This window comes from Spiroplasma endosymbiont of Polydrusus cervinus (assembly GCF_964019755.1).
Classification (GTDB): Bacteria; Bacillota_I; Bacilli_A; order Mycoplasmatales; family Mycoplasmataceae; genus Spiroplasma.
Window position 1 is genome coordinate 1051528 of the sequence record NZ_OZ026469.1, and the last position, 25789, is coordinate 1077316.

Consider the following 25789-nt stretch of genomic DNA (forward strand, 5'->3'; position numbering starts at 1 on the left):
AGGATAGCGAATCATTAAAAAATATTGTAAAAGTCTATGAAGAAAATTTAAAACAATTTGGTTATCGTCGAATTACCAAATATTTAAAAGAAGATTATGGCATTGTTTATAATGCTAAGAAAGTATTGCGAATTATGAAAGAAAATAATATTCAAGCTGAATATGTAAAGCGTATGCGTAGAAAAATATTAATAAAACAAAATAGAAATAAAAATATAATTAAATATCCTGATTTAGTAAATCGTAATTTTAATGATATTAAAGAAAGATTTTCAATTTTATTTACTGATGTAACTTATTTAATTTGAAATGGTAAAAAACATTATCAATCAACAATACTTGATGGATATACTAAAGAAATTATTGATGTAAAATGATCAAAATTTAATAATAACAAACTTGTAATTGATAATTTAAATGATGCAATTAATAAAATTAAAAAAATAAAAAAAGATTTAAATAAAATAATAATTCATTCAGATCACGGATATCAATATACATCTAAAGATTACAATAGTAAATGTTTAGATAACAAAATTATAATTTCAATGGGTAAAAATTATCATTGTGCAGACAACATTATTATTGAAAGTTTTCATTCATTACTTAAAAAAGGAACAACCCATAATAAAAATTATAAATCTCATAATGAATATATTAATGATGTTAAAAAATGAAATAAATGATATTCAAACCAAAAAGAAAAATATATAATAAATGAAAGTTTGTAAACCTTTTTATTAATACTTACTAAACAGGGTGCAGTCTACTTTAAAGGAGGTGTATTTTTATATGGCAAGAAAAGGACAAAAATTTAATAAATATACAGCATATTTTCGAAAAATGATAGTACACGAGGTTAAAAATAATAGTATAAGTTTTATTGCAAAAAAATATCAAATTAATAAAAAAACTGTTGCTTCATGGTATGAAAATTTTAAGAAAGGAATTTTAAACACCAATAAAGGTCCAAAAGAATCATTTGAAAAAAGAGATTTAAACTATTACAAAGTTAGGTATGAATTACTAAAAAAGCTTCATGGCTTTTACAATTAAATAAAAGAAAAATTGTATCTTTTATCAAAGAAAACATTAATAAATATCCACTAAATTTATTACTTGATATAACAGATTTAAAGCATAGTTATTGAAATAAATATAAAAATTATTCAAGTAATGGTAAGGATAGCGAATCATTAAAAATATTGTAAAAGTCTATGAAGAAAATTTAAAACAATTTGGTTATCGTCGAATTACCAAATATTTAAAAGAAGATTATGGCATTGTTTATAATGCTAAAAAGTATTGCGAATTATGAAAGAAAATAATATTCAAGCTGAATATGTAAAGCGTATGCATAGAAAAATATTAATAAAACAAAATAGAAATAAAAATATAATTAAATATCCTGATTTAGTAAATCGTAATTTTAATGATATTAAAGAAAGATTTTCAATTTTATTTACTGATGTAACTTATTTAATTTGAAATGGTAAAAAACATTATCAATCAACAATACTTGATGGATATACTAAAGAAATTATTGATGTAAAATGATCAAAATTTAATAATAACAAACTTGTAATTTATAATTTAAATAATGCAATTAATAAAATTAAAAAAATAAAAAAAGATTTAAATAAAACAATAATTCATTCAGATCACGGATATCAATATACATCTAAAGATTACAATAGTAAATGTTTAGATAACAAAATTATAATTTCAATGGGTAAAAATTATCATTGTGCAGACAACATTATTATTGAAAGTTTTCATTCATTACTTAAAAAAGGAACAATCCATAATAAAAATTATAAATCTCATAATGAATATATTAATGATGTTAAAAAATGAAATAAATGATATTCAAACCAAAAAGAAAAATATATAATAAATGAAAGTTTGTAAACCTTTTTATTAATACTTACTAAACAGAGTGTAGACTGCAAGTAGTAATCAAAAAAATGACAAAGCAAGCATTACTAATTTTATAGATAAAATTTTTAAATTAATGGATACTTATGAAATTAACGAAGATACTAAAATTTTAATATTACGCGATGGTGACCGTTGAATTAAAAAAATTTACAAAGCAATAAAAGAAAAATACAAAAACAGGATTCTATCATATAGTTTGGATAAATTTCATTTAATAAATAGATTTAAACAATTATTTCCCTATCGTAGAAGAAATAAAATTCACAGATTAAAATATAATTGAGCAAAAAAATTTTTCTTTGCTGGATATCATGAAGCATTATTAAATTTATTAAATTCTAATTTACCTTATGTTTTTGGAAATAAAAAGGGATTTTTATTACAAACTATTAAATTAATTGAAAATAATGAAGCGGGTGTTAAAAACCAAGCATTAGAATATAATATTGGTTGTCACATGGAAGGTGATATTTCACATTACATTAAAGCTGTTAAAGGGCGTGGAGCAAAAATATATTGTAAAGAAACATTTAACAATATGTTAATTGTTTCAATATTAAGACTTAATAATAAAGCTAATAAAACTAATGAAGAAGAAATTGAATTTAATATTTTTAATTTAAATCAACTTCAAAGTTTAAATTATTTTCAAAACAAGTTTTTATTTATTTAATCAAAAACTTTAAAAAATTAATTAATGTAATTTAAAAAAGTATTTTTTTAGTTTGTCAAAATTCATAATTTTAGAAAATATTTTTTAACTAAAAATTATATTTTTAAAAAAGTTGAATTTTTTATAAATTTTGTTATCATTTAAGTATAAACGAAACTTAATTTGTTTCTAATTGTTTATTTTTTTATTAAAACCTCAAAATAATATATACTACCTTTTTTATTTTTTGGTGTAGAATTAATATTGATGTATAACAGAGGCTAAAAAGTTACGGGATGACATATTATGAAATAAAAACCAAGATTTATTAATTTTTTTGGAGCAGAAGCAAGGGAAAAAGATAGCAAAGAATTGGTTGCAAAATGTATACTGTAAAAATTTCTAGCGAAAGGAGGAAAAGAAGGTGACAACAAATATTCATTGATTTCCTGGCCATATGGCAAAAGCAATTAAAAAAATTGACGAACAAAGTAAATTGATTGATTTGGTGATTGAAATTGTTGATAGTCGCATTCCGTTTTCCTCGTCAAATCCGTTAGTTGATAACTTACGTGGTTCAAAACCAAAGTTAGTTATTTTAAATAAAAAAGATTTAGCAGATCCAGTTACTATTAAGTCATGACTTAATTATTATCAGCAACAACAAATTTCCGTTTTACCGTTAGATAGTAAACATGCTAATATTACAAAATTAATTATTGAAAAAATTAATTTTATTTGTGCCCCAAAAATGGAACGCGATAAAAAATGGGGAATTAAGACTCCTAAAGTAAAAGTATTAGTAATCGGGATTCCAAATGTTGGGAAATCTACTTTTATTAATGCCTTAGTGAAGCGAAATTCCGCCCGGATTGGAAATAAACCGGGTGTAACAAAAGGGCAACAATGATTAAAATTAAATCAGCAAATTGATTTAGTTGATACCCCAGGGATTTTATGACCAAAAATTGAAGATTCACAAGTAGCATTAAATTTAGCTTTTACCCGTTCAATTAAAGACGACATTTTGCCAAAAGAAGAAATTTGTTTAGCAGCAATTAAATGAATGCAGCAACATTATTTTTCCTTATTGGTAAAAGAGTATCATTTGACAACAAGGGATAATTTTGTAATAACAGATGAAAGGGACCTTTTTCAATTATTATTAATAATGCAACAAAATCGCTTTCATAAAGTTGATGAGGGCAATGTCAATAACATTGTTACTGACTTTCTCAACAAGTTATGAAATAACAAATTTGGGTTAATGTCGTTTGAATTTCCCCCAGCAAGCGGAGCAACCAACACCTGATGAATAAATTTGAACAAGAGGTATATACTGTAAAACTAAATCATAAAAAGTTAATAAAATTATAACAAATTAAAAATGGAGGAAAAAATTAATGGAAAAAAATAAAAAGCATGTTAAATTTTTTGAATTTCTGACTGTTTTTTCAACCGCCGTTGGAATTACAATCGGAATTGGAATTTATTTGAAAAATGATAATTCAGAAGGCCATGTTTTATATTTTACCCAAAATCCTTATTTAGCAATCGGGTTATGAGTCTTAGTTGGGATTTTAGGAATGGCAATGATTATGGTTTTTATTGAAGTCACATCTGTCAAAACAAAAAGTGGTCATGGCACCCTTGCATCGTGGGCGAATGTTTTAATTGGCCGCAAAGTTGGCAGTTTAATATCGTTGTTTTATATCTTTTTTTATTTTCCAATTTTATTAGGCCTTTTTCCAATTTTTAGTATTAATGCGATGTTTGATGCATTAGCAATTGAAAGTATTAGTAAAGGAACACAAAACATAATTTCCGTTAGTGTTGGTCTTGTTATTTTAATTTTGTTTTTCTTATTAAATATTTTCTTACGAAATATTGGGAAATGAGTTCAAGCAATTGGAACTTTTATTAAGTTTATTCCACTATTAGTTAGTTTAGTTGTGGGATTTATTGCGCCAATTAATGGCAATGTCTTTGATACTTATAAAGACTTAAAATTTGGTAATTTCTTTATGGGGTTATTACCGGTTTTATTTTCATTTGATGGGTTCATTTATGCTGCTGGATTACAAAAAGAAGTTTCTAATAAAAACGTTGTGCCAAAAGCATTGTTTACAGCAATGTTATTTATTACTATCTTTTATATTTTAAAAGTTATTTCATTGTTCTTAGGAACAAACGATGGTAGTGTTTTTACCTTATTTAAAAATGTTATTGAAGGACCCGTTGCTAAAATTTTAATGTGATTTATTATGTTGACAGCATTAATAAGTATTAATGGGTTAACTTTTGTAGCTCCTTCGTTAGGCCATACAGTCCAAGAAGAAAATCTAATTTATATTGGTAAAAAGGAATTAAATTATCAACAGATTGGTTTGATTCAAATGGGGATTACGATTAGTTTTAACTTATTATTGATAGGGCTTAGCTTGGGACTTATTGGTGATCCAATGTACTTGTTAGACCTTTCTTCTAATGCAGTTAGTTTTACGGCCTTTCTTTGTTATATTAGTTTAATTATTGTTATTTGTGTTAATCGCTATACAAAACGGGTGGAAGTAACAAAAGTCAAAGGGATGTATTATTATGCTGGGTTTTCCTTGTTCTTATTAATTGGTTCAATTAGTTATATTATGTATAGTTTCTTTGCTTTTAGTAGTAATCATAAGACTTTATATAGTTTATTGATTATTATTGGAGGAACCTTAATAATGTGAGGAATTAATGAACTATTATTAAGTACAAAAGGGACTCCTTTTCCCTGACAAAACAATATCAAAAAACCCATTGGTTAATAATTTTAATCAATTGTGTAAATTGTAAATACCAAATCATAAAAAGTTAACTATTAATTTAGTTAACTTTTTTAAGTTAATTTTTAAGTTAATTATAGGAGGTCGAAATTATGCAAATAAAGCAATATTTAATTTTGCGGTCGTTAATAAAAAAGTATGGTAAAGATATTGTTATTAATACTGTCAATAAGATTGCAAATGATATTGAAATTAAAAAGTAAAGAATAAATTATCCCGCGTAATTTACAATTTTCAATTAACTTTCAATTACTTCCAACTGGTGGTTGTTGTGGTTTGGGTTCTGGTTTATTACCCCCCCCGTTTTCACTATTATTTGGTTTTTCGCAACTAATTAATGATGTTGTACTTGTTGTTTTTAATCCGATTGCTCCTAAAATATTTAAAATGTTATAATTTATGTGCAATAATTATAACATTTTAAATATTTTAGGAGGTAAAGTGTGAAAAAATATGAAAGATTAGATTTTAATGAAAGAGTAAATTTGGAAAAATTAAAAGATAATGAATTATTTAAAAAGGAAAATAGCAATAGACTGCACCCAAAAAAGTAAGTAAAGAAAAAAAGTCTTTGCTAAACTTTAGAGGAGGTGCATTTTTATATGGCAAGAAAAGGACAAAAATTTAATAAATATACAGCATATTTTCGAAAAATGATAGTACAAGAGGTTAAAAATAATAGTATAAGTTTTATTGCAAAAAAATATCAAATTAATAAAAAAACTGTTGCTTCATGGTATGAAAATTTTAAGAAAGGAATTTTAAACACCAATAAAGGTCCAAAAGAATCATTTGAAAAAAGAGATTTAAACTATTACAAAGTTAGGTATGAATTACTAAAAAAGCTTCATGACTTTTACAATTAAATAAAAGAAAAATTGTATCTTTTATCAAAGAAAACATTAATAAATATCCACTAAATTTATTACTTGATATAACAGATTTAAAGCGTAGTTATTGAGATAAATATAAAAATTATTCAAGTAATGGTAAGGATAGCGAATCATTAAAAAATATTGTAAAAGTCTATGAAGAAAATTTAAAACAATTTGGTTATCGTCGAATTACCAAATATTTAAAAGAAGATTATGGCATTGTTTATAATGCTAAGAAAGTATTGCGAATTATGAAAGAAAATAATATTAAAGCTGAATATGTAAAGCGTATGCGTAGAAAAATATTAATAAAACAAAATAGAAATAAAAATATAATTAAATATCCTGATTTAGTAAATCGTAATTTTAATGATATTAAAGAAAGATTTTCAATTTTATTTACTGATATAACTTATTTAATTTGAAATGGTAAAAAACATTATCAATCAACAATACTTGATGGATATACTAAAGAAATTATTGATGTAAAATGATCAAAATTTAATAATAACAAACTTGTAATTGATAATTTAAATGATGCAATTAATAAAATTAAAAAAATAAAAAAAGATCTAAATAAAACAATAATTCATTCAGATCATGGATATCAATATACATCTAAAGATTATAATAGTAAATATTTAGATAACAAAATTATAATTTCAATGGGTAAAAATTATCATTGTGCAGACAACATTATTATTGAAAGTTTTCATTCATTACTTAAAAAAGGAACAATCCATAATAAAAATTATAAATCTCATAATGAATATATTAATGATGTTAAAAAATGAAATAAATGATATTCAAACCAAAAATAAAAATATATAATAAATGAAAGTTTGTAAACCTTTTTATTAATACTTACTAAACAGGATGCAGTCTACTTTTAAAGGAGGTGCATTTTTATATGGCAAGAAAAGGACAAAAATTTAATAAATATACAGCATATTTTCGAAAAATGATAGTACACGAGGTTAAAAATAATAGTATAAGTTTTATTGCAAAAAAATATCAAATTAATAAAAAACTGTTGCTTCATGGTATGAAAATTTTAAGAAAGGAATTTTAAACACCAATAAAGGTCCACAAGAATCATTTGAAAAAAGAGATTTAAACTATTACAAAGTTAGGTATGAATTACTAAAAAAGCTTCATGACTTTTACAATTAAATAAAAGAAAAATTGTATCTTTTATCAAAGAAAACATTAATAAATATCCACTAAATTTATTACTTGATATAACAGATTTAAAGCGTAGTTATTGAGATAAATATAAAAATTATTCAAGTAATGGTAAGGATAGCGAATCATTAAAAAATATTGTAAAAGTCTATGAAGAAAATTTAAAACAATTTGGTTATCGTCGAATTACCAAATATTTAAAAAAAGATTATGGCATTGTTTATAATGCTAAGAAAGTATTGCGAATTATGAAAGAAAATAATATTCAAGCTGAATATGTAAAGCGTATGCGTAGAAAAATATTAATAAAACAAAATAGAAATAAAAATATAATTAAATATCCTGATTTAGTAAATCGTAATTTTAATGATATTAAAGAAAGATTTTCAATTTTATTTACTGATATAACTTATTTAATTTGAAATGGTAAAAAACATTATCAATCAACAATACTTGATGGATATACTAAAGAAATTATTGATGTAAAATGATCAAAATTTAATAATAACAAACTTGTAATTAATAATTTAAATGATGCAATTAATAAAATTAAAAAAATAAAAAAAGATTTAAATAAAACAATAATTCATTCAGATCACGGATATCAATATACATCTAAAGATTACAATAGTAAATGTTTAGATAACAAAATTATAATTTCAATGGGTAAAAATTATCATTGTGCAGACAACATTATTATTGAAAGTTTTCATTCATTACTTAAAAAAGGAACAATCCATAATAAAAATTATAAATCTCATAATGAATATATTAATGATGTTAAAAAATGAAATAAATGATATTCAAACCAAAAAGAAAAATATATAATAAATGAAAGTTTGTAAACCTTTTTATTAATACTTACTAAACAGGGTGCAGCCTACAAAAAATATTCGAAAAATTGCTAAGCAAATGAATAGAGATTATAGAACTATTTGGCAAGAGTTAAATATGTTTAATAATATTAATGATTATAATGCTGCAAAAGCACAAAAAATACATGATAAAAATAAAAAACAATGTATAAATATATTAAATTAGGTTATTTTAATTTAAAAAAAAGAAATGTTATATATTAAAAATAAAAAAAGAAAAACAAAAAATAGGGAACAAAATGATAATCGTGGAAAATTACTTAATATTAGAGATTATAAGCAATTTTTAAATGATTATGGAAATGATTTAAGTTTTAGTGGAATTTGAGAAATGGATACTCTTGATTGTGGTAATTTTTATTTGTTAGTTTTAGTAAATCGTAAATCAAAAATACTTTTTTATCATATTTTATTTAGTAAAAAGGCAAGTATTGTATTAACAATTTTAATGAAAATGATTAAACAAATTTGTATTAGTAAATTTAGTTGTATTTTAACCGATAGAGGAAAAGAATTTTATAGATGAAAAACAATAGAAAAACACTTTAAAATAAGAGTTTATTTTTGTGATCCTGGTAAACCTCGTCAGAAAACATTAGTAGAAAGAATAAATAGAGATATAAGACGTTGATTGGCTCAAAATGAGTCATTAATTAATATTCGTAGTAGATTAAAATCTTATTTTAGATATATTAAAAATACCAGAATTAGACCTTGCTTGAAAAACTTTACATCAAGACAATATTTTAAAAAAATTTTTTTTAAATTAAATTAGTGTTTGTTAAGATTAATAAAATTTATTTTTTGTTGTGTTTAATTTTATAATTTTAAAAATAAATATTAAAAACAATATTTTTAATTTAATATTTTTTGTGATTATTGTTTTTTATTTTTAATTTGTTATAATTTTATTAACTTTTTATGATTTAGTTTTATAGTATACAATTTGTTATAATTTTATTAACTTTTTATGATTTAGTTTTATAGTATACAATATATATAATCAAATATATTGTTATAATGTTAACACAATTAAAAGTTATGAGGGATATCGATGATTAAATTAATTACAACAGCGTTGCAAGAATTAACAATTACACCAGAGCAAACAAAAAAATTACAAATATATTATCAATATTTGATAGCGCAAAACCAAGTGATGAATTTAACAACAATCACTAATGAAGAAGAGGTTTATTTTAAGCATTTTCTTGATTCGTTATTGTTATTAAAAGAATTTACTTTTTCTGAAGCAATGAAAGTTAGCGATGTTGGCAGTGGTGCTGGATTTCCGGGGCTAGTTTTAAAAATTTTTTGTCCAACAATTAAATTAACAATTATTGAAGCGTTAGAGAAACGATGTTTATTTTTACAACAATTAGTGACGAAATTACAATTAACAGATGTTGAAATTGTTCATGCGCGAGCTGAAAAATATAGCCGTGATCATTCCGAAACATTTGATGTTGTTGTCTCGCGTGCTGTTGCGAATTTGGGGATGTTATTAGAATTAGTTGTACGGATGGTTAAAGTAAACGGAATGCTGATTTATTATAAAGGACCACATGTTAAGGAAGAATTACAAGCCGTGCAAAAAACATTGCCAGCCTTAAATTTAACATTAACAAAAATTCAAGAGGACAAGATTAACCAACTTGGGGAACGAAATATTTGTTATTTCACTAAGACAGCTGCAACGCCAGCAACCTATCCAAGACGCTTTAATCAAATAAAAAAATTTCCAATTGGATAAAGTGTTATATAATAATAATGTATAAATTTATTAGATGTAACAGAACAGAAAGGAAAATTATGGGAAAAATTATTGCAATCACTAACCAAAAAGGGGGTGTTGGTAAAACAACAACTTCAATTAATTTAGCAGCCGGCTTGGCTCGTACTGGACAGAAAATTTTATTAGTGGATATTGATCCCCAGGGAAATGCAACAACAGGGACCGGAGCTAATAAGGAAGAAATTCATGAGAGTATGTATGATGTCTTAGTTGGGCAAATTCCATTAAAAAATATTATTATTCCTAATATTATGACTAATGTTGATTTAGCATCAGCGACAATTTCATTAGCCGGGGCTGATATTTACTTAATGGAAAGAACAGAAGATAACCAAAGCATTTTATTAGATCGCATTAAACCGGTTCGTGATAAATATGATTTTATTTTAATTGATTGTCCGCCTTCGTTAAGTTTAATTAATCGAAATGCATTAGCTTGTGCTGATTCTATTTTAATTCCAATTCAAGCAGAATATTATGCTTTAGAAGGACTAGCGCAGTTATTAACAACAATTCATTTTGTGAAAAAAATGTTTAATGAAAGTTTAGCAATTGAGGGAATTGTATTAACAATGTTTGATTCACGGACAAAGTTATCTTTTGAAGTAATGACCGAGGTTAAAAAATATTTTAATGAAAAAGTTTATCGGACACACATTCCAAGAAATGTTAAAATTAGTGAATCACCATCCCATGGTTTAAGTATTTTTGAATATGATAAGAGTGGCGCAGGCGCAGTTGCTTATGAAGAATTAGCGAGAGAGATGTTGGCAAATAATGGCAAGTAACAGTAAAAGTCGATTAAGTTCAAAAGGGTTAGATAAAATCTTTGGTGAAGGAATTAATGAAGTAATTAAGGGAATTGAAAGTAACGAAGAATTAAAAGCAACCGCAAATGAAATTACTTTATCAGAAATTTTTCCTAGTCCCCATCAACCCCGAAAAAATTTTAATAAAGAAGAGTTGGCAGAATTAGCACAATCAATTAAAGAATATGGTTTAATTCAACCAATTATTGTTAAAAAAACTAATAATGGTTATTATCTTGTCGCGGGAGAACGTCGTAGTCGTGCGGCAAAAATAGCAGGCTTAACAACAATTCAAGCAATTGTCGTTGATTTTAATGACCAACAAATGAAAGAAGTTGCTTTAATTGAAAATATTCAACGGGTTGATTTAAATTCAATTGAAGAGGCTAATGCTTATAAAGAATTAATTGAATTACTAGGTTTAACGCAAGAAGAGTTAGCCCAACGAATTGGGAAATCACGTAGTCATGTAACAAATACGATGCGATTATTAAATTTACCAACCGAAATTCAAACTTTATTATTGGAAAACAAAGTAACAATGGGGCAAGTTAAACCATTAATTAGTTTAAATATTGATCGCAGTGAATTAACAAGCATTATTAATAAAATTATTAGTTTAAATTTAAATGCCCGCCAGGTAGAAGATTTAGTTAAAGAATATAATCCAAAAGGGTCAAAACCTTTGTTAGAAAATAATGAAAAAGAGAGTTCAAAGCGAGCTGTTAATGAGTTTTTGGAAAATAAAGTAATGCGTAAATTAGGAACAAAAGTCGTAATTGATACGGATAAAATTCTGATTAAGTACTCAGGAATTAAAGATTTAAATCGAATTTTGGAATTATTAGGTTTAATAGATGATTAATTAATAGTAAGGAAGAAAACGATGGCATTAAAAATGGGAATAGTTGGTTTACCAAATGTTGGTAAATCAACTTTATTTAACGCAATTACAAATTCACAAGTTGAAGTTGCCAATTATCCGTTTGCAACAATTAATCCTAATGTTGGAACAGTGGAAGTACCTGACGAACGAATGGATACTTTAATTACTTTATGTGAACCGCACAAAACAATTCATAGTACTTTTGAATTTTACGATATTGCCGGCTTAATTGCTGGTGCTAGCAAGGGTGAAGGCCTAGGGAATGCTTTTTTACAAAATATTCGGGAAACAGATGCCATTTGTATGGTTATTTGTTGTTTTGATAATAAAGATATTACCCATGTTGAAGGAACAATTGATCCAATTCGCGATATTGAAATCATTAATTTAGAATTAATTATTTCTGATCAAGAACAGATTAAAAAACGAATTGATAATGTTATCAAGAAAGCCCAAATTTTCAAACAAAAAGAAGGTGTTTTTGAATACGAATTATTGATAAAGTTAGCAGCAGCCTTAGCTGAAAATAAATTATTAAAAGATGTAACATTATCGGATGATGAACTAAAAGCAGTCAAGAATTTTAATTTATTAACAATTAAGCCATTTATTTATGTTGCGAATGTTGCTGAAGCTGATCTTAATCAACTCGATAATTTGTATGTTAAAATAGTGAAAGAATATGCTAGTCAACAACAAATTGAGGTTGTTGTTATTTGCGCTAAAATTGAAGAGGAGTTATCAGCCTTAGAACCAGCCGATCGTGAGTTACTAATGACTGATTATGGCATTAAAGAAGGTGGCTTAAGTCAGCTAATCAAAAAATCGTATGCTTTATTAGGATTACAAACATTTTTTACAGCTGGTAAGCAAGAAGTACGGGCATGAACTTTTAAAAAAGGCGCAACCGCGCCAATGTGTGCCGGGATTATTCACTCGGATTTTGAACGGGGGTTTATTCGTGCAGAAGTTTATTCATATGCTGATTTAGTGAAATGCGGCAGTGAAAAAGCAGTCAAAGAAAATGGCCACTTACGAAGGGAAGGAAAAACCTATGTCATGCAAGATGGCGATGTTTGTTTTTTTAAATTTAATGTTTAGGGAAAAATAATGCGAGTTGGTAATAGTTATGATTTACATAATTTAACAGCGGGAACTGGTTTTTATTTGGGGGGGGTTTTTATTACCTGTCAATACCAAGTGGAAGCTATTTCAGATGGTGATATTTTGTTGCATACAATTAGTGAAGCAATTATTGGCGCTTTAGGATTAGGCGATTTAGGGGTATGGTTTGATGAAACAAACCAAAAGATTGCTTCGTCAGTAATTTTAGAAAAATCCTTAGCCTTAATGACAGCCCAAAATTATCAAATTGGCAATATTGATGGAACAATAATTGTTGATCAACCTCGTTTACAAGATAATAAAAAAGCAATTAAAGTTAATTTACAGAAATTGTTGCAAATTGATCAGACCAAAATTAATTTAAAAGCAACAACAACGGAACAAAATTTTCCGAATATTATTCAAAGTTATACAACATTATTACTTTTGCCCAAAGTAATGAAACAAAAAGGTAGAGTGAGGGATTAAAATGAATCAAAAAGTTAGGTTACGTTATGCCCCAAGTCCAACGGGATTTTTACATATTGGTAATACGAGAACAGCATTATTTAATTATTTATTTGCGAAGCATTATCAAGGTGCTTTTGTTGTGCGAATTGAAGATACCGATCTTGAACGGAATGTGGAAGGAGCGGTTGCTTCACAATTAGATAATTTACTATGATTAGGAATTGAGTCAGATGAAACAATTGATAGGCCCGGGGCTTATGGTCCATATCGCCAGTTAGAACGGTTAGAACTTTATCAAAAATATGCACAAGAGTTATTAATAGTGAAAAAAGCATATTATTGTTTTTGTACGCCCGAAGAACTTGAAAAAGATCGGGAAGCGCAATTAGCAAAAGGGTGTCTTTCACCACGCTACAATCGGAAATGTTGACAATTAATACCAACCGTGATTGCAGAGAAATTAGCACAGAAAATACCATATAATTTACGTTTTTTTGTTCCTGATGAAGCAACCTATGATTTTAATGATTTAGTGCGGGGGCCTGTTCATTTTGAAGGAAAAGATTTGGGGGACTGGGTCATTTTAAAATCAAATGGGATTCCAACTTATAACTTTGCTGTTGTGATTGATGATATGTTAATGGAAATTAGTCATGTTGTGCGGGGAGAGGAGCATATTTCAAATACGCCAAAACAATTAATGATTTATGAAGCATTTAAGGTCCAACCACCTGTTTTTGCCCACTTAACTTTAATTGTTAATGAACAACATAAGAAGTTATCAAAACGTGATGGTCATTTAATGCAATTTATTAGTCAATATCGGACATTGGGATATTTACCCGCGGCAATCTTTAATTTTATTAGTTTATTAGGTTGATCGCCAACCGGGACAACCGAAATTTTCAGTCACGATGAATTAATTAAAATCTTTGATGAAACCCGTTTTAGTAAATCACCAAGTATGTTTAATATTAAGAAATTAACTTGAATAAATAATTATTATTTGAAACAAATGAGTGATGAAGAATATTTAGCTTTTGTCCGACCATTTTTATCAGCGGAATATGACTTAACAAAAAAAACAGCTGCCTGAATAAATATGTTATTATTAATCTATAAAAAAGAGTTGCAATATGGTGCCGAAATTGTGGTTTTAGCAAAACCATTTTTTGAACCAACAACCAAGTTATCATCAGTGACACAAGCAATGTTAACTGAATTAAGTGGTTATGAAGCAATGATAGCAACTTTTAAAACAGGTTTGACGGAGCTTGTTGATTGAACAGAAACGAATATTAAAGAACTAATTACAAAATTGGGCGATAAATATGCTATGAAAGGAAAGAATTTATTTATGCCAATTCGAATTTTTACTTCTCATCAAGAACATGGACCAGAGCTAGTGAAGGTTATTTATTTATTAGGGAAAGAACAAGTAATTAGTAATATTACTAAATTACAATAATATAACAATGAAACTACCACTAACAATTCGTGATAGTGTTCATGGCGATATTGAAATAAATGAAGAAATTACGGTGAAATTAATTAATACTCCCGAATTTCAGCGATTACGACGCGTTAGCCAATTGGCCGGAGGCCAATTGGTTTTTCCAAGTGCTTCTCATACGCGTTTTTCACATTGTATTGGTGTTTATCATCTTGTTAGTCAAATGTTAGAAACGACAAGTTTTCAAGAAATGTATAGTAAGCATGAACAATTGTTAGTTAAATTGGCGGGCTTATTGCATGATATTGGCCATGGTCCTTTTTCTCACACCTTTGAAATAATTAATAAAGTAACAAAACAACATATTATTCATGAAAATTATTCATCCTTATTAATTAAAAGTCCAATAACCAAGCTTAATCAAATTTTAGCGGCTGAATTTAGTCCAGAGGAAATTGATGAATTATGTATGATTATTGAAGGAAAACATCCTAATGGTGTTTTATCATCCTTAGTTTCTTCCCAATTAGATGCTGATCGGATGGATTACTTATTACGAGATGGGCAAACAAGTGGTGTTGACTATAGTCATGTTGATACACAATGAATTATTCGTCACTTGTTTATTAAGGATAAGAAAATTGTTTTTCCATTAAAAGTCCAATATGCCATTGAATCATTTTTAATTGGTCGTTATCACATGTATAAACAAATTTATTTACATCCATTAGGAATTGGGTTTGATCTAACTTTTGAAATGATGTTTAAACGGTTATATGATTTGTATCACAGTAAACATCAGTTTAAGAACAAAGCAATTATTACTTTGTTAACACCGCTTTTGCAAGGTAAGATGATGAGCCCTGAGCAATATTGTTTGTTAGATGATTATACTTTATTTACTTATTTAAAAATGTTAGAGAGTGAAAATGATTCGATTTTAGTTACTTTAATTAAAATGTTAACCAACCGGACATTTTTCCGAAAAATAAACCCTGAGAAAAGAAATTTAGAAGAAATTAAAAATAATTTGATAAAAAAATATAAAAACCATTATAATTACTTTATGGTTGAATATAACCTAAAACCAGTTAAATTATATGATAGTGATACAAAACCAATTTATATTGATACACTAGGAGGAATCAAATGCATTATGGATGTTTCGGAAGTATTAGCATTTAAAAATAATAGCAATAAAGCAGCAACAACAATTTGATTTTCAATTGGGGAAAAATATGAAAATGATTAATAGGAAAGGTTTAAATTAATGAACGATAGTGTAGAGTTATTAGAATTAGTGTATTCATATTTAAAGAAGAAAAAAAGAAGTGATACTTTTGAAAATATCTGAAATGATATTGCATCAAAAAGTGATGTAACAGTGCATGGGGCAAGTAAGGAAGATGTTATTGCCGAATTATATACTGATTTAGTTTTAGATAATCGATTTGTTTTAACAAGTGAAGGTATGTGAGGATTGCGTGAGTTTTTAAAATACGATGAAATCAAAAAGCAATATGATTATACTGATCAATTTGAAACAACAGAAGAATTTGAAGATATTGATTTAAATGAAGAAGATAAAGAGGAAGAATCATTAATTGATGCTCTTTATTTTGATGATACAGTAGACGAAAAAGATGAAGAGGAAGATGATTTTGTTGAAATAGAAGTTGAAGACGATTTAATTGCCAATGATTATTCGATCAACGACGATGAAACAGCAGCAGTTAAATTGGGTATTACAGAAGAAATTGACTGAAAATATCTTGAAGAAGAAATGGAAGAAAATAATTAATACCAAAGATTAAAGAGTGTTAGAACTGACAATCATGTTAATTTCTAAACTCTTTTTAATTTGGGGATGAAAGGATGATAAAACAATGGCAAAATATATTTTTGTAACTGGCGGAGTTGTAAGTAGCTTAGGGAAAGGCATTACAGCGTCTTCAATCGGTGTTTTATTAAAAGCAAGTGGTCTAAATGTTTTTATGCAAAAATTTGACCCATATTTAAATATTGACCCTGGGACAATGAGTCCTTATCAACACGGAGAAATTTTTGTAACAGCGGATGGGGCTGAAACAGATTTAGATTTAGGGCATTATGAGCGTTTTATTGATGAAAATTTAACAAAAGAATCAAATATTACCTCGGGACGAATTTATAAAAATGTGATTGAAAAAGAACGTCGTGGTGAATATGATGGGGTAACCGTACAAGTAGTGCCTCATGTTACGAATGAAATTAAAAATAAAGTTTATCATGCAGCAGCAACATCAAAAGCGGATATTGTTATTACGGAGATTGGTGGTACTGTTGGTGATATTGAATTATTACCTTTTATTGAAGCAATTCGACAAGTTCAAATGGAACAAGGACGCGAAAATGTTATTTATATGCATGTTTCATTGGTTCCTTATATTGCGGCATCAAAAGAATCAAAAACAAAACCAACCCAACATTCCGTACGGGAATTATTGTCATTGGGAATTCAACCCGATATTGTTGTGGCCCGGGCAGAACAAGTTCTTGATGAAAATGTAATTGAAAAGATTGCTTTATTTTGCAATATTGAAAAAAGTAATGTTTTAGTTGCAAATGATGTTTCTAGTATTTATGAAGTGCCATTAAAGATGTATGAACAAAATGCCCAAACAGTAATTTGCAAATTATTAAATTTAAAAATTACCAAAACGGATATGACTGCCTGAAACCGGTTTGTTGAAAAAATTAACCAGTCAAAACAGACGATTGAAATTAAAATAGTTGGGAAATATATTGAACTTCCCGATGCTTATTTGTCAGTTAGTGAGTCATTACGAATTGCTGGTTATGAAAATAAAGTTCAAATTAAAATTGACTGAATTAAAGCAGAGAAAGTAAATAAAAATAATTATCAACAATTATTACAAAATGCGCAAGGGATTTTAGTTCCGGGTGGTTTTGGTGAGCGTGGCTTTGAAGGTAAAATCTTAGCTTGTCAATTTGCCCGCAAAAATAACATTCCATTCTTTGGGATTTGTTTTGGGATGCAAGCAGCTGTTGTTGAATTTGCACGGAATGTATGTCACATTACAGATGCTAATTCTTCGGAATTAACAGAAACAAAAAATGTTATTATTGATATTATTCGGGGAAAAGATAAAAACGATGAATTAGGGGGCACATTACGCCTTGGGAATTATAAGACAACATTAATGGCAAATACTTTAGCGCAGCAATTGTATCGGAAAAATAATGTGTTAGAACGCCATCGTCATCGTTATGAATTTAATAATGATTATCGTGCGCAATTAGAAGCAGCAGGCTTAGTATTTAGTGGTTTTTACAAGGAGAAAAACTTAGTGGAAGTAATTGAACTTCCCGACCATCCGTTTTATTTGGCGGCACAATATCATCCCGAATTTACTTCCCGTCCGAATAAACCAAATCCATTATTTAATGGTTTTGTGCAAGCAGTAATTAAAAATAAATAAAATAAAAAATTTGAAAAATTAGGTTGATTTATATTAAGATTAAACCGTAGAAAGATTGGAGATAAGTTATGAGTGGGATAAATTATTTAACACTAGCAGTTGTTGGTAGTCAATGAGGAGATGAAGGGAAAGGAAAAGTTACGGATTATTTTGCGCAACAAGCTGATGTGATTGTTCGTTGAGCTGGCGGTGACAATGCTGGTCATACAATTGTTATTACGGGTGTAAAATATAAGTTAAGTATTGTGCCATCAGGTATTTTTAATAGGAAATCAATTAATGTTATTGGAAATGGCTGTGTTGTTAACTTACGAAAATTAGTTAGTGAAATTAATTATTTGCAAGAACATGGTTTTGATTGTAAAAACTTACGAATTAGTGATCGGACCCATTTAATTTTTCCATATCATATGAAAATTGATGAGTTGCAAGAAGAATATCGGCAAAAAGATTCAATTGGGACAACTAAAAAAGGGATTGGGCCATGTTATCAAGATAAAGCCGAACGAATTGGGATTAGATTAGGAGAATTGTTTGATGAGGAAGGCTTTTTACGTAAATTAGAAAATAATTTAAAATTTAAAAATGAAGTTTTAACAAAAGTTTTTAATAGTGAAGGTTTCGATCCAAAAGTAATTTGAAAAGAATATTTAGCCTTATTTCAACAAATTAAAACTTTAGTAACCGATACTTCAATTTTAGTTGATAAGGCAATTAATGCGCATCAAAAAGTGTTATTTGAAGGAGCCCAAGGGGTAATGCTTGATTTAGACCATGGAACTTATCCTTTTGTTACTTCATCAAATCCAACTGCGGCTTCAATTCCTGTTGGAGTTGGGATTGCCCCCCGTTATATTAATAATGTGTTAGGAATTGTTAAAGCATATAATACCCGAGTTGGAACAGGACCCTTTTCATCGGAAATTTTTGGGGAAGTTGAAACATATATTCGTGAAACCGGGCATGAATATGGAACTATCTCGGGACGAGCTCGTCGAATTGGTTGGTTTGACGGGATTTTAATGAAACATTCATTACGCATTAGTGGTTATACTAGCATAGCAATTATGTTGTTAGATGTTTTAAGTACAATTAAAGAATTAAAAATTTGTGTTGGTTATGAATATCACGGTGAAAAAATTGATTATGTTCCAAGTACGATTAAAGAATATGAAATGTGTAAACCAATTTTAATTACGATGCCTGGCTGAGAAGAAGATATTAGTAATATTACCACCTTTGAACAGTTGCCCCCTAATGCGCAACACTATTTAATGAAACTAGAAGAAATTATTGGGGTTCCAATTAGCTTATTTTCTGTTGGCCCTAATCGTGAACAAACTATTTTAATGAATAAGGAGATTTTCTAATGATTGAGCGTTATTTTGTTCCAGAGATTGGTGCAATTTGAAATGATGAGAATAAATATCAGATTTGAGCGAAAGTAGAATTATTAGTTTGTGAAGGATGAGGGCAGGTAGGCTTAATTCCAAGCACTGATATTACTAAAATTAAAGCTAATTTAACAATAAATTTACCCCGGATGGCTGAATTAGAAGCAGAAACAAAACATGATGTTGTTGCTTTTACCCGAATGTTATCCGAAACGTTAGGACCAGAAAAAAAATGAATTCATTATGGTTTAACATCAACTGATATTGTTGATACTAGTCAAAATTATTTAATGAAAGAATCAAATCAAATTGTTGAAAAATATTTATTAGAATTAAAAGCGGCTTTAAAAGAAAAAGCTTTGGCTTATAAAAATCAATTAATTATGGGGCGTACACACGGAATGTTTGCTGAACCAACGTCATTAGGATTGAAATTTTTACTTTGGTATGCGGAATTAGAACGAAATCTGACGCGGTTTCAAGCAGCTGCCGCGGGGATTTCTGTTGCGAAAATATCAGGGTCTGTTGGTAATTTTTCCCATGTTGAAGTGGGAGTAGAAGCATATGTTGCAAAACAATTAGGTTTAAAGATTGATTCAATTACAACGCAAGTAACATCACGAGATTATCATGTCGCATTATTTACTAGTTTTGGACAAATTTCAAGTTTACTAGAGAAAATGGCGCTTGAGTTTCGGCATTTCCAGCGCTCAGAAGTTAGCGAAATTGCCGAAGGATTTAGCAAAAAACAAAAAGGGTCATCATCAATGCCTCATAAAAAGAATCCGATTAGTGCTGAAAACATTGCTGGATTAGGTCGTTTGATTCGTAGTAATATGAATGTTACTTTTGAGAATAATTTATTATGACATGAGCGTGATATTTCCCATAGTAGTAATGAACGAATTATTATTCCTGATACATATCACTTGGTGGTTTATCTCTTGAAACGGATGATTGGAGTTATTAATGATTTAGTTGTTATTCCTGATAAAATTATTGAACATTTACAACAAGTTAATAAAATTTATTTTAGTCAGGTTGTTTTAACAAATATTTTACAAACAACAAATTCTTCTCGCGAAGAAGTCTATGATTTTATTCAAAAATGTACTTTAATTACGCAACAACAACAAACTGATTTTAAAGATGTTTTAATTGAAAATAATGTGGAAAAATATTTACCCTTGCCAAAATTAGAGCAATTATTTAATAACAATTATTTTTTACGGAATGTTGAAAAAATTTATCAACGAGTGTTAAAGTAAAAGGAGCGAAAGTATGAAGTTAATTGTGGGTTTGGGTAATCCAGGTAAGGAATATACTTATACAAGACATAATATTGGTTTTTTGGCAGTTGATAAATTGGTGCATAAATTTAATTTAACAAAACCGAAAAATTCTTTTAATGTTTTTTTATGAGAGACAACAATTAAGAATGAAAAAGTCTTTTTTTGTCAACCACAAACATTTATGAATTTAAGTGGGGTGGCGGTTAGTCAAATTAAACAATTTTATAAATTATCTTATGAGGATATTATTGTGATTTATGATGATAAGGATCTTCCTTTTAATGCTATTAAGTTAAAAAAGAATGGTTCAAGTGCCGGACATAATGGAATTAAAGATTTAATTCAAAAATTAGGTAGTGATAATTTTTACCGGATTCGCTTAGGAATTGGGAAAGATGCCCAAATTCCAACCCGGAACTGGGTTTTAGGGAAGTTTCCTCCTGCCCAATTAACGGTTCTTGAACATGATTTGTTAGAAAGGGTTTATCAAATTCTCGTCCAGTACTTAGTTAAAGACAATAGTTTTGATAAACTAAAGAGTCTTTATAATGGTAAATAAAATTAAACAATATAGCTTTAAAAATAATAATCCAAAACTGTACTTAATTGCAACGCCAATTGGTAATTTACAAGAAATGACCCCGCGGGCAATTGCCGTTATTAAAAATGATGTTCAAAAAATTTATTGTGAAGATACCCGTAATACCCTTAAACTATTGAATTATTTTGATTGTAAAAAGAAATTAGTTTCTTTAAATAAAGAAACTGAAATGCATCGTTTAACCGAAATGTTAGATGATTTAGCTCAAAATTTATCAATTGCAATTATTAGTGATGCGGGTTATCCGTTGATTAGTGATCCGGGATACTATGCTGTTCAACATATTTTAACGCATTATCCCTATGATGTCGTGCCGGTTAGTGGAGCGAACGCGGCGCTAAATGCCATTGTTAGTTCAGGTCTTAATCCCCAACATTTTTTGTTCTTTGGTTTTTTAAATAAAGCAAAAACAAAAAAAGTTCAGGAGTTAGAAGAATTAATGTTATTCCCATATCCAGTTATTTTTTATGAAGCACCACGCCGATTATTAGTAACGCTAACTCTTATGAAAATTGTTTTTGGCGATCGCCAAATTACGGTCGGGAAAGAAATTACCAAAATTCATGAACAATGATATCGTGGTCTTTTAAGCGAGGTTCTTGTTTTTTTACAACAAGAAGAAAATGTTGCTTTTGGAGAATATGTGATTGTTGTTGATGGTTTTATTGCCCCCGTACAAGTAGCAGTTGCAGATGATATTTTAATTGCTGAAATTGAACAATTAATTACCAAACAAAATTATCGGGTTAAACAAGCAATTGATTTGGTTGCCAATAAATATAAAATTAGTAAAAATATTTTATATAATAAGTATCATCAACAGAAGGAGTAAGATGGCACCAACAGAATGCATTAAACATTTAATTTTTTGTAGCATTCTCTTTAGTTTTGAAATAATTATATTGCTGTTAACTTATTTTTATAGTTTATTTTATTATTGTATACTGTAAAACTAATGGATTGGAAACCCTTTTTAGGACACTTTTTATATGGACTGTTGTTTTCTAAATTCAACAGGTGTTAAATAATTTAAACTACCGTGAATTCGAATATTGTTATATCAATCCACAAAGTCAAATAATTTGTATTTTAATTAGGTTAAATTTATAAATTTTTGCCCCTTGATAAATTCTGTTTTAAAACTTTTGTAAGTTGTTTCAGCCACAGCATTGTCATAAGGACAACCTTTATTGCTTAATGATCGTTTGATGTTAAAAGTACTTAAAATATTATCAATGATTTTATTTTTAAATTCATTACCCCAGTCAGTATGAAATAACGTAATTTGCCTTAATGGTCTTGTAATTGAATAAAAGGCTTTTTGCATTAGTTAGCTGTAGACTGCACCCAAAAAAGTAAGTAAAGAAAAAAAGTCTTTGCTAAACTTTAGACTGCACCCAAAAAAGTAAGTAAAGAAAAAAAGTCTTTGCTAAACTTTAGACTGCACCCAAAAAAGTAAGTAAAGAAAAAAAGTCTTTGCTAAACTTTAGAGGAGGTGCATTTTTATATGGCAAGAAAAGGACAAAAATTTAATAAATATACAGCATATTTTCGAAAAATGATAGTACAAGAGGTTAAAAATAATAGTATAAGTTTTATTGCAAAAAAATATCAAATTAATAAAAAAACTGTTGCTTCATGGTATGAAAATTTTAAGAAAGGAATTTTAAACACCAATAAAGGTCCAAAAGAATCATTTGAAAAAAGAGATTTAAACTATTACAAAGTTAGGTATAAATTACTAAAAAAGTTTCATGACTTTTACAATTAAATAAAAGAAAAATTGTATCTTTTATCAAAGAAAACATTAATAAATATCCACTAAATTTATTACTTGATATAACAGATTTAAAGCGTAGTTATTGAGATAAATATAAAAATTATTCAAGTAATGGTAAGGATAGCGAATCATTAAAAAATATTGTAAAAGTCTATGAAGAAAATTTAAAACAATTTGGTTATCGTCGAATTACCAAATATTTAAAAGAAGATTATGGCATTGTTTATAATGCTAAGAAAGTATTGCGAATTATGAAAGAAAATAATATTCAAGCTGAATATGTAAAGCGTATGCGTAGAAAAATATTAATAAAACAAAATAGAAATAAAAATATAATTAAATATCCTGATTTAGTAAATCGTAATTTTAATGATATTAAAGAAAGATTTTCAATTTTATTTACTGATGTAACTTATTTAATTTGAAATGGTAAAAAACATTATCAATCAACAATGCTTGATGGATATACTAAAGAAATTATTGATGTAAAATGATCAAAATTTAATAATAACAAACTTGTAATTGATAATTTAAATGATGCAATTAATAAAATTAAAAAAATAAAAAAAGATTTAAATAAAATAATAATTCATTCAGATCACGGATATCAATATACATCTAAAGATTACAATAGTAAATGTTTAGATAACAAAATTATAATTTCAATGGGTAAAAATTATCATTGTGCAGACAACATTATTATTGAGAGTTTTCATTCATTACTTAAAAAAGGAACAATCCATAATAAAAATTATAAATCTCATAATGAATATATTAATGATGTTAAAAAATGAAATAAATGATATTCAAACCAAAAAGAAAAATATATAATAAATGAAAGTTTGTAAACCTTTTTATTAATACTTACTAAACAGGGTGCAGTCTATAATTATCAGGGTAATACTCCTAATACTGGTAAAGAAGTTTTTGAACAGATGAAAGGTCAAATTGATATTAATAAATTTTTAAAAGTCTTTTTTGCATATGCTTTGGTACCTGTGTTTCAAAATCGTAGTAATTTTATTGAAAGTGGTTATATTGATAATTTACAATATGATACTGTTTTAATTAATTTTTTTGGTTTAAAATTAGTTAATTTTAGAGATGTTTTAATTGATGAAAATAATATTAATAAAAATCGATTTGAAAAATTATTAAATAGTATGTTTACAGTTTCACAAAACTTTTATAAAGATTATTTACGAACAATTTTTGATTTAGAAAATAATACTTATACACAAGGATATAATAAAAAATATGGTTTATTAGCAAATAATGGTTTTAAAATTTATCCTCGTTACTTTTATTTTTCTGATAAATATAAATCATTAGATTTTAAGATGTATTCTGCTTATAAAAATCGATTTTATAACACTAATTATGGAGATGTATTTAATTATGATTTTTCTGTTGCAAATGATTATAATATTAATCAAAATGATGGTTATGTTTTTGAAGGAATTTTAAAAAACAAGTATGGTTTAAAATATAAGAAAATGGAAGAACAAAAAATCGGTTATAATGTTTTTGAATTACAAGCACAAAAAGATAATAATATGTATCGTTATTATGATTTTAATTTTGGTATTTATAACTGACAAGAAATTAATAACGGTGGATTATTTCCTGATAGTCAATGATGACAAGCACAATATGAAAGTTGTAGTTGATATAATTTAGCGTGTCATATCAGAAATGCGGCAATTTGAATAGTTAATAATATCCCTGGTATTAAACAAGTAAACGAACTAGCGAGTGGTGTTGGTAAGATTTTTCAAACAATTTATAGTTTTTTTAGTCAAACATTTGAAGTATGAAAATTTAGTCCTGCATTGTATAGTACAATAACTAATTTATTTTTATTAATTATATTTATGAAATTTGTGCGATTAATTTAAAAAGGAACTTAAAAATAGTTCCTTTTTAACCTTTTCAATCTGTAATTTCACCAATGGTTTTATTAATTGCTGGTATTTGTGGTTCACCATTACCATCTCAACGATAAAGACCTTTTAATTTACTTGCTTCAGCATAAACTTTTATATCACTAGGAATAAAAGGAATACCATCTATTTCTTTAGCAAAATCTGTATCATGTTTAAATTTTAATATTTTTCATTGTTTACCATTGAAAGGTTGAAAAACAAAAAAATAAAATTTATTATCTATATTAAAAACAAATGAATTATAATCATTAACTAATTTTCAATTATTATTTTCTGGTGGTTGTTGTGGATTATATGATGGTTCTGGTTTATTGCCCTCCCCGTTTTCACTATTATTTGGTTTTTCACAACTAATTAATGATGTTGTGCTTGTTCCAGTTAAAATGATTGTTCCTAAAAGACTTAATATTTTTTTCATATTTT

The 25789-nt window shown here is 27.2% G+C and carries 26 protein-coding genes and 7 pseudogenes; 31 read left to right on the forward strand and 2 right to left on the reverse strand.

What is annotated here, in order from left to right; genetic code table 4:
* Nucleotides 1-47: 47 nt before the first annotated feature.
* The 27 genes and pseudogenes from AACK78_RS07760 to rsmI all read left to right on the forward strand — a co-directional run.
* A pseudogene (locus tag AACK78_RS07760) lies at nucleotides 48-113 on the forward strand (hypothetical protein); the annotation flags it as partial.
* Nucleotides 114-134: 21 nt separating this feature from the next.
* A complete protein-coding gene (locus tag AACK78_RS06665) occupies nucleotides 135-731 on the forward strand; it encodes a DDE-type integrase/transposase/recombinase (RefSeq protein ID WP_338954594.1) in 597 nt (198 codons plus the stop codon).
* Nucleotides 732-792: 61 nt separating this feature from the next.
* Complete coding sequence (locus AACK78_RS06670) at nucleotides 793-1056, forward strand: transposase family protein (protein WP_338955254.1); 264 nt, start codon at nucleotides 793-795, stop codon at nucleotides 1054-1056.
* 258 nt (nucleotides 1057-1314) lie between these two features.
* Nucleotides 1315-1911 (forward strand): DDE-type integrase/transposase/recombinase, encoded by a 597-nt coding sequence (locus AACK78_RS06675; RefSeq protein WP_338955256.1) that lies wholly within the window; start codon nucleotides 1315-1317, stop codon nucleotides 1909-1911.
* 103 nt (nucleotides 1912-2014) lie between these two features.
* Nucleotides 2015-2614, forward strand: coding sequence for a hypothetical protein (locus AACK78_RS06680; RefSeq protein ID WP_338955258.1), 600 nt, complete (start codon nucleotides 2015-2017; stop codon nucleotides 2612-2614).
* 403 nt (nucleotides 2615-3017) lie between these two features.
* Nucleotides 3018-3938, forward strand: a complete 921-nt coding sequence (gene ylqF / locus AACK78_RS06685; protein ID WP_338955260.1) for a ribosome biogenesis GTPase YlqF — start codon at nucleotides 3018-3020, stop codon at nucleotides 3936-3938.
* A gap of 58 nt (nucleotides 3939-3996) precedes the next feature.
* Entirely contained in the window at nucleotides 3997-5400 is a 1404-nt protein-coding gene (locus AACK78_RS06690) for an amino acid permease (protein WP_338955263.1), read from the forward strand.
* 620 nt (nucleotides 5401-6020) lie between these two features.
* A complete protein-coding gene (locus tag AACK78_RS06695) occupies nucleotides 6021-6284 on the forward strand; it encodes a transposase family protein (RefSeq protein ID WP_338954390.1) in 264 nt (87 codons plus the stop codon).
* Nucleotides 6285-6457: 173 nt separating this feature from the next.
* Nucleotides 6458-6523: pseudogene (locus AACK78_RS07765) on the forward strand (hypothetical protein); the annotation flags it as partial.
* Nucleotides 6524-6544: 21 nt separating this feature from the next.
* Complete coding sequence (locus AACK78_RS06700; RefSeq protein WP_338955265.1) at nucleotides 6545-7114, forward strand: DDE-type integrase/transposase/recombinase; 570 nt, start codon at nucleotides 6545-6547, stop codon at nucleotides 7112-7114.
* An 89-nt stretch (nucleotides 7115-7203) separates the two neighbouring features.
* Complete coding sequence (locus tag AACK78_RS06705) at nucleotides 7204-7365, forward strand: hypothetical protein (protein WP_338954708.1); 162 nt, start codon at nucleotides 7204-7206, stop codon at nucleotides 7363-7365.
* 274 nt (nucleotides 7366-7639) lie between these two features.
* Nucleotides 7640-7705, forward strand: a pseudogene (locus tag AACK78_RS07770) (hypothetical protein); the annotation flags it as partial.
* A 21-nt stretch (nucleotides 7706-7726) separates the two neighbouring features.
* Complete coding sequence (locus AACK78_RS06710; RefSeq protein WP_338954727.1) at nucleotides 7727-8323, forward strand: DDE-type integrase/transposase/recombinase; 597 nt, start codon at nucleotides 7727-7729, stop codon at nucleotides 8321-8323.
* Between the two features lie 37 nt (nucleotides 8324-8360).
* A pseudogene (locus AACK78_RS06720) lies at nucleotides 8361-9128 on the forward strand (IS30 family transposase); the annotation flags it as partial.
* 279 nt (nucleotides 9129-9407) lie between these two features.
* A complete protein-coding gene (gene rsmG, locus AACK78_RS06725) occupies nucleotides 9408-10106 on the forward strand; it encodes a 16S rRNA (guanine(527)-N(7))-methyltransferase RsmG (RefSeq protein ID WP_338955270.1) in 699 nt (232 codons plus the stop codon).
* Nucleotides 10107-10165: 59 nt separating this feature from the next.
* Nucleotides 10166-10936 carry an AAA family ATPase gene (locus AACK78_RS06730; RefSeq protein ID WP_338955275.1) on the forward strand — a complete coding sequence of 257 codons (771 nt, stop codon included), beginning with the start codon at nucleotides 10166-10168 and terminating at the stop codon, nucleotides 10934-10936.
* The gene (locus AACK78_RS06735; RefSeq protein ID WP_338955277.1) at nucleotides 10926-11822 is read left to right on the forward strand and encodes a ParB/RepB/Spo0J family partition protein; all 897 of its coding nucleotides are present in this window, start codon (nucleotides 10926-10928) and stop codon (nucleotides 11820-11822) included. Before AACK78_RS06730 ends, AACK78_RS06735 begins: the two co-directional genes overlap by 11 nt.
* A 21-nt stretch (nucleotides 11823-11843) precedes the next feature.
* The gene (gene ychF / locus AACK78_RS06740) at nucleotides 11844-12944 is read left to right on the forward strand and encodes a redox-regulated ATPase YchF (RefSeq protein WP_338955280.1); all 1101 of its coding nucleotides are present in this window, start codon (nucleotides 11844-11846) and stop codon (nucleotides 12942-12944) included.
* Between the two features lie 9 nt (nucleotides 12945-12953).
* Entirely contained in the window at nucleotides 12954-13436 is a 483-nt protein-coding gene (ispF, locus tag AACK78_RS06745) for a 2-C-methyl-D-erythritol 2,4-cyclodiphosphate synthase (RefSeq protein WP_338955282.1), read from the forward strand.
* A gap of 1 nt (nucleotide 13437) precedes the next feature.
* Nucleotides 13438-14886, forward strand: coding sequence for a glutamate--tRNA ligase (gene gltX / locus AACK78_RS06750; RefSeq protein ID WP_338955284.1), 1449 nt, complete (start codon nucleotides 13438-13440; stop codon nucleotides 14884-14886).
* A gap of 7 nt (nucleotides 14887-14893) precedes the next feature.
* Nucleotides 14894-16123, forward strand: a complete 1230-nt coding sequence (locus AACK78_RS06755; protein WP_338955286.1) for an HD domain-containing protein — start codon at nucleotides 14894-14896, stop codon at nucleotides 16121-16123.
* Between the two features lie 18 nt (nucleotides 16124-16141).
* Entirely contained in the window at nucleotides 16142-16672 is a 531-nt protein-coding gene (rpoE, locus tag AACK78_RS06760; RefSeq protein ID WP_338955287.1) for a DNA-directed RNA polymerase subunit delta, read from the forward strand.
* 85 nt (nucleotides 16673-16757) lie between these two features.
* Nucleotides 16758-18353 carry a CTP synthase gene (locus AACK78_RS06765; RefSeq protein ID WP_338955289.1) on the forward strand — a complete coding sequence of 532 codons (1596 nt, stop codon included), beginning with the start codon at nucleotides 16758-16760 and terminating at the stop codon, nucleotides 18351-18353.
* Nucleotides 18354-18421: 68 nt separating this feature from the next.
* On the forward strand, nucleotides 18422-19723 hold the full coding sequence (locus tag AACK78_RS06770; protein ID WP_338955291.1) for an adenylosuccinate synthase: 1302 nt from the start codon (nucleotides 18422-18424) through the stop codon (nucleotides 19721-19723).
* A complete protein-coding gene (gene purB, locus AACK78_RS06775; protein WP_338955292.1) occupies nucleotides 19723-21015 on the forward strand; it encodes an adenylosuccinate lyase in 1293 nt (430 codons plus the stop codon). The genes AACK78_RS06770 and purB overlap by 1 nt, the downstream gene beginning before the upstream one ends.
* A gap of 13 nt (nucleotides 21016-21028) precedes the next feature.
* Nucleotides 21029-21598: an aminoacyl-tRNA hydrolase gene (pth, locus tag AACK78_RS06780; protein WP_338955295.1), complete on the forward strand. Its 570-nt coding sequence runs from the start codon at nucleotides 21029-21031 to the stop codon at nucleotides 21596-21598.
* Entirely contained in the window at nucleotides 21588-22472 is an 885-nt protein-coding gene (gene rsmI / locus AACK78_RS06785) for a 16S rRNA (cytidine(1402)-2'-O)-methyltransferase (protein WP_338955297.1), read from the forward strand. The genes pth and rsmI overlap by 11 nt, the downstream gene beginning before the upstream one ends.
* Before the next feature lie 153 nt (nucleotides 22473-22625).
* Here rsmI and AACK78_RS06790 read toward each other — a convergent pair.
* Nucleotides 22626-22970: pseudogene (locus tag AACK78_RS06790) on the reverse strand (IS3 family transposase); the annotation flags it as partial.
* Nucleotides 22971-23147: 177 nt separating this feature from the next.
* Here AACK78_RS06790 and AACK78_RS06795 point away from each other — a divergent pair.
* The 4 genes and pseudogenes from AACK78_RS06795 to AACK78_RS07785 form a co-directional block, all read left to right on the forward strand.
* Nucleotides 23148-23411, forward strand: coding sequence for a transposase family protein (locus tag AACK78_RS06795; RefSeq protein ID WP_338955299.1), 264 nt, complete (start codon nucleotides 23148-23150; stop codon nucleotides 23409-23411).
* A gap of 173 nt (nucleotides 23412-23584) precedes the next feature.
* Nucleotides 23585-23650, forward strand: a pseudogene (locus AACK78_RS07775) (hypothetical protein); the annotation flags it as partial.
* A 21-nt stretch (nucleotides 23651-23671) separates the two neighbouring features.
* Complete coding sequence (locus AACK78_RS07780; protein ID WP_422396865.1) at nucleotides 23672-24268, forward strand: DDE-type integrase/transposase/recombinase; 597 nt, start codon at nucleotides 23672-23674, stop codon at nucleotides 24266-24268.
* Between the two features lie 36 nt (nucleotides 24269-24304).
* Nucleotides 24305-25318, forward strand: a pseudogene (locus AACK78_RS07785) (spiroplasma phage ORF1-like family protein); the annotation flags it as partial.
* A gap of 25 nt (nucleotides 25319-25343) precedes the next feature.
* On the opposite strand, the gene AACK78_RS06805 reads toward AACK78_RS07785, so the two are convergent.
* Nucleotides 25344-25784, reverse strand: coding sequence for a lipoprotein (locus AACK78_RS06805; RefSeq protein WP_338955302.1), 441 nt, complete (start codon nucleotides 25782-25784; stop codon nucleotides 25344-25346).
* Nucleotides 25785-25789 lie beyond the last annotated feature (5 nt).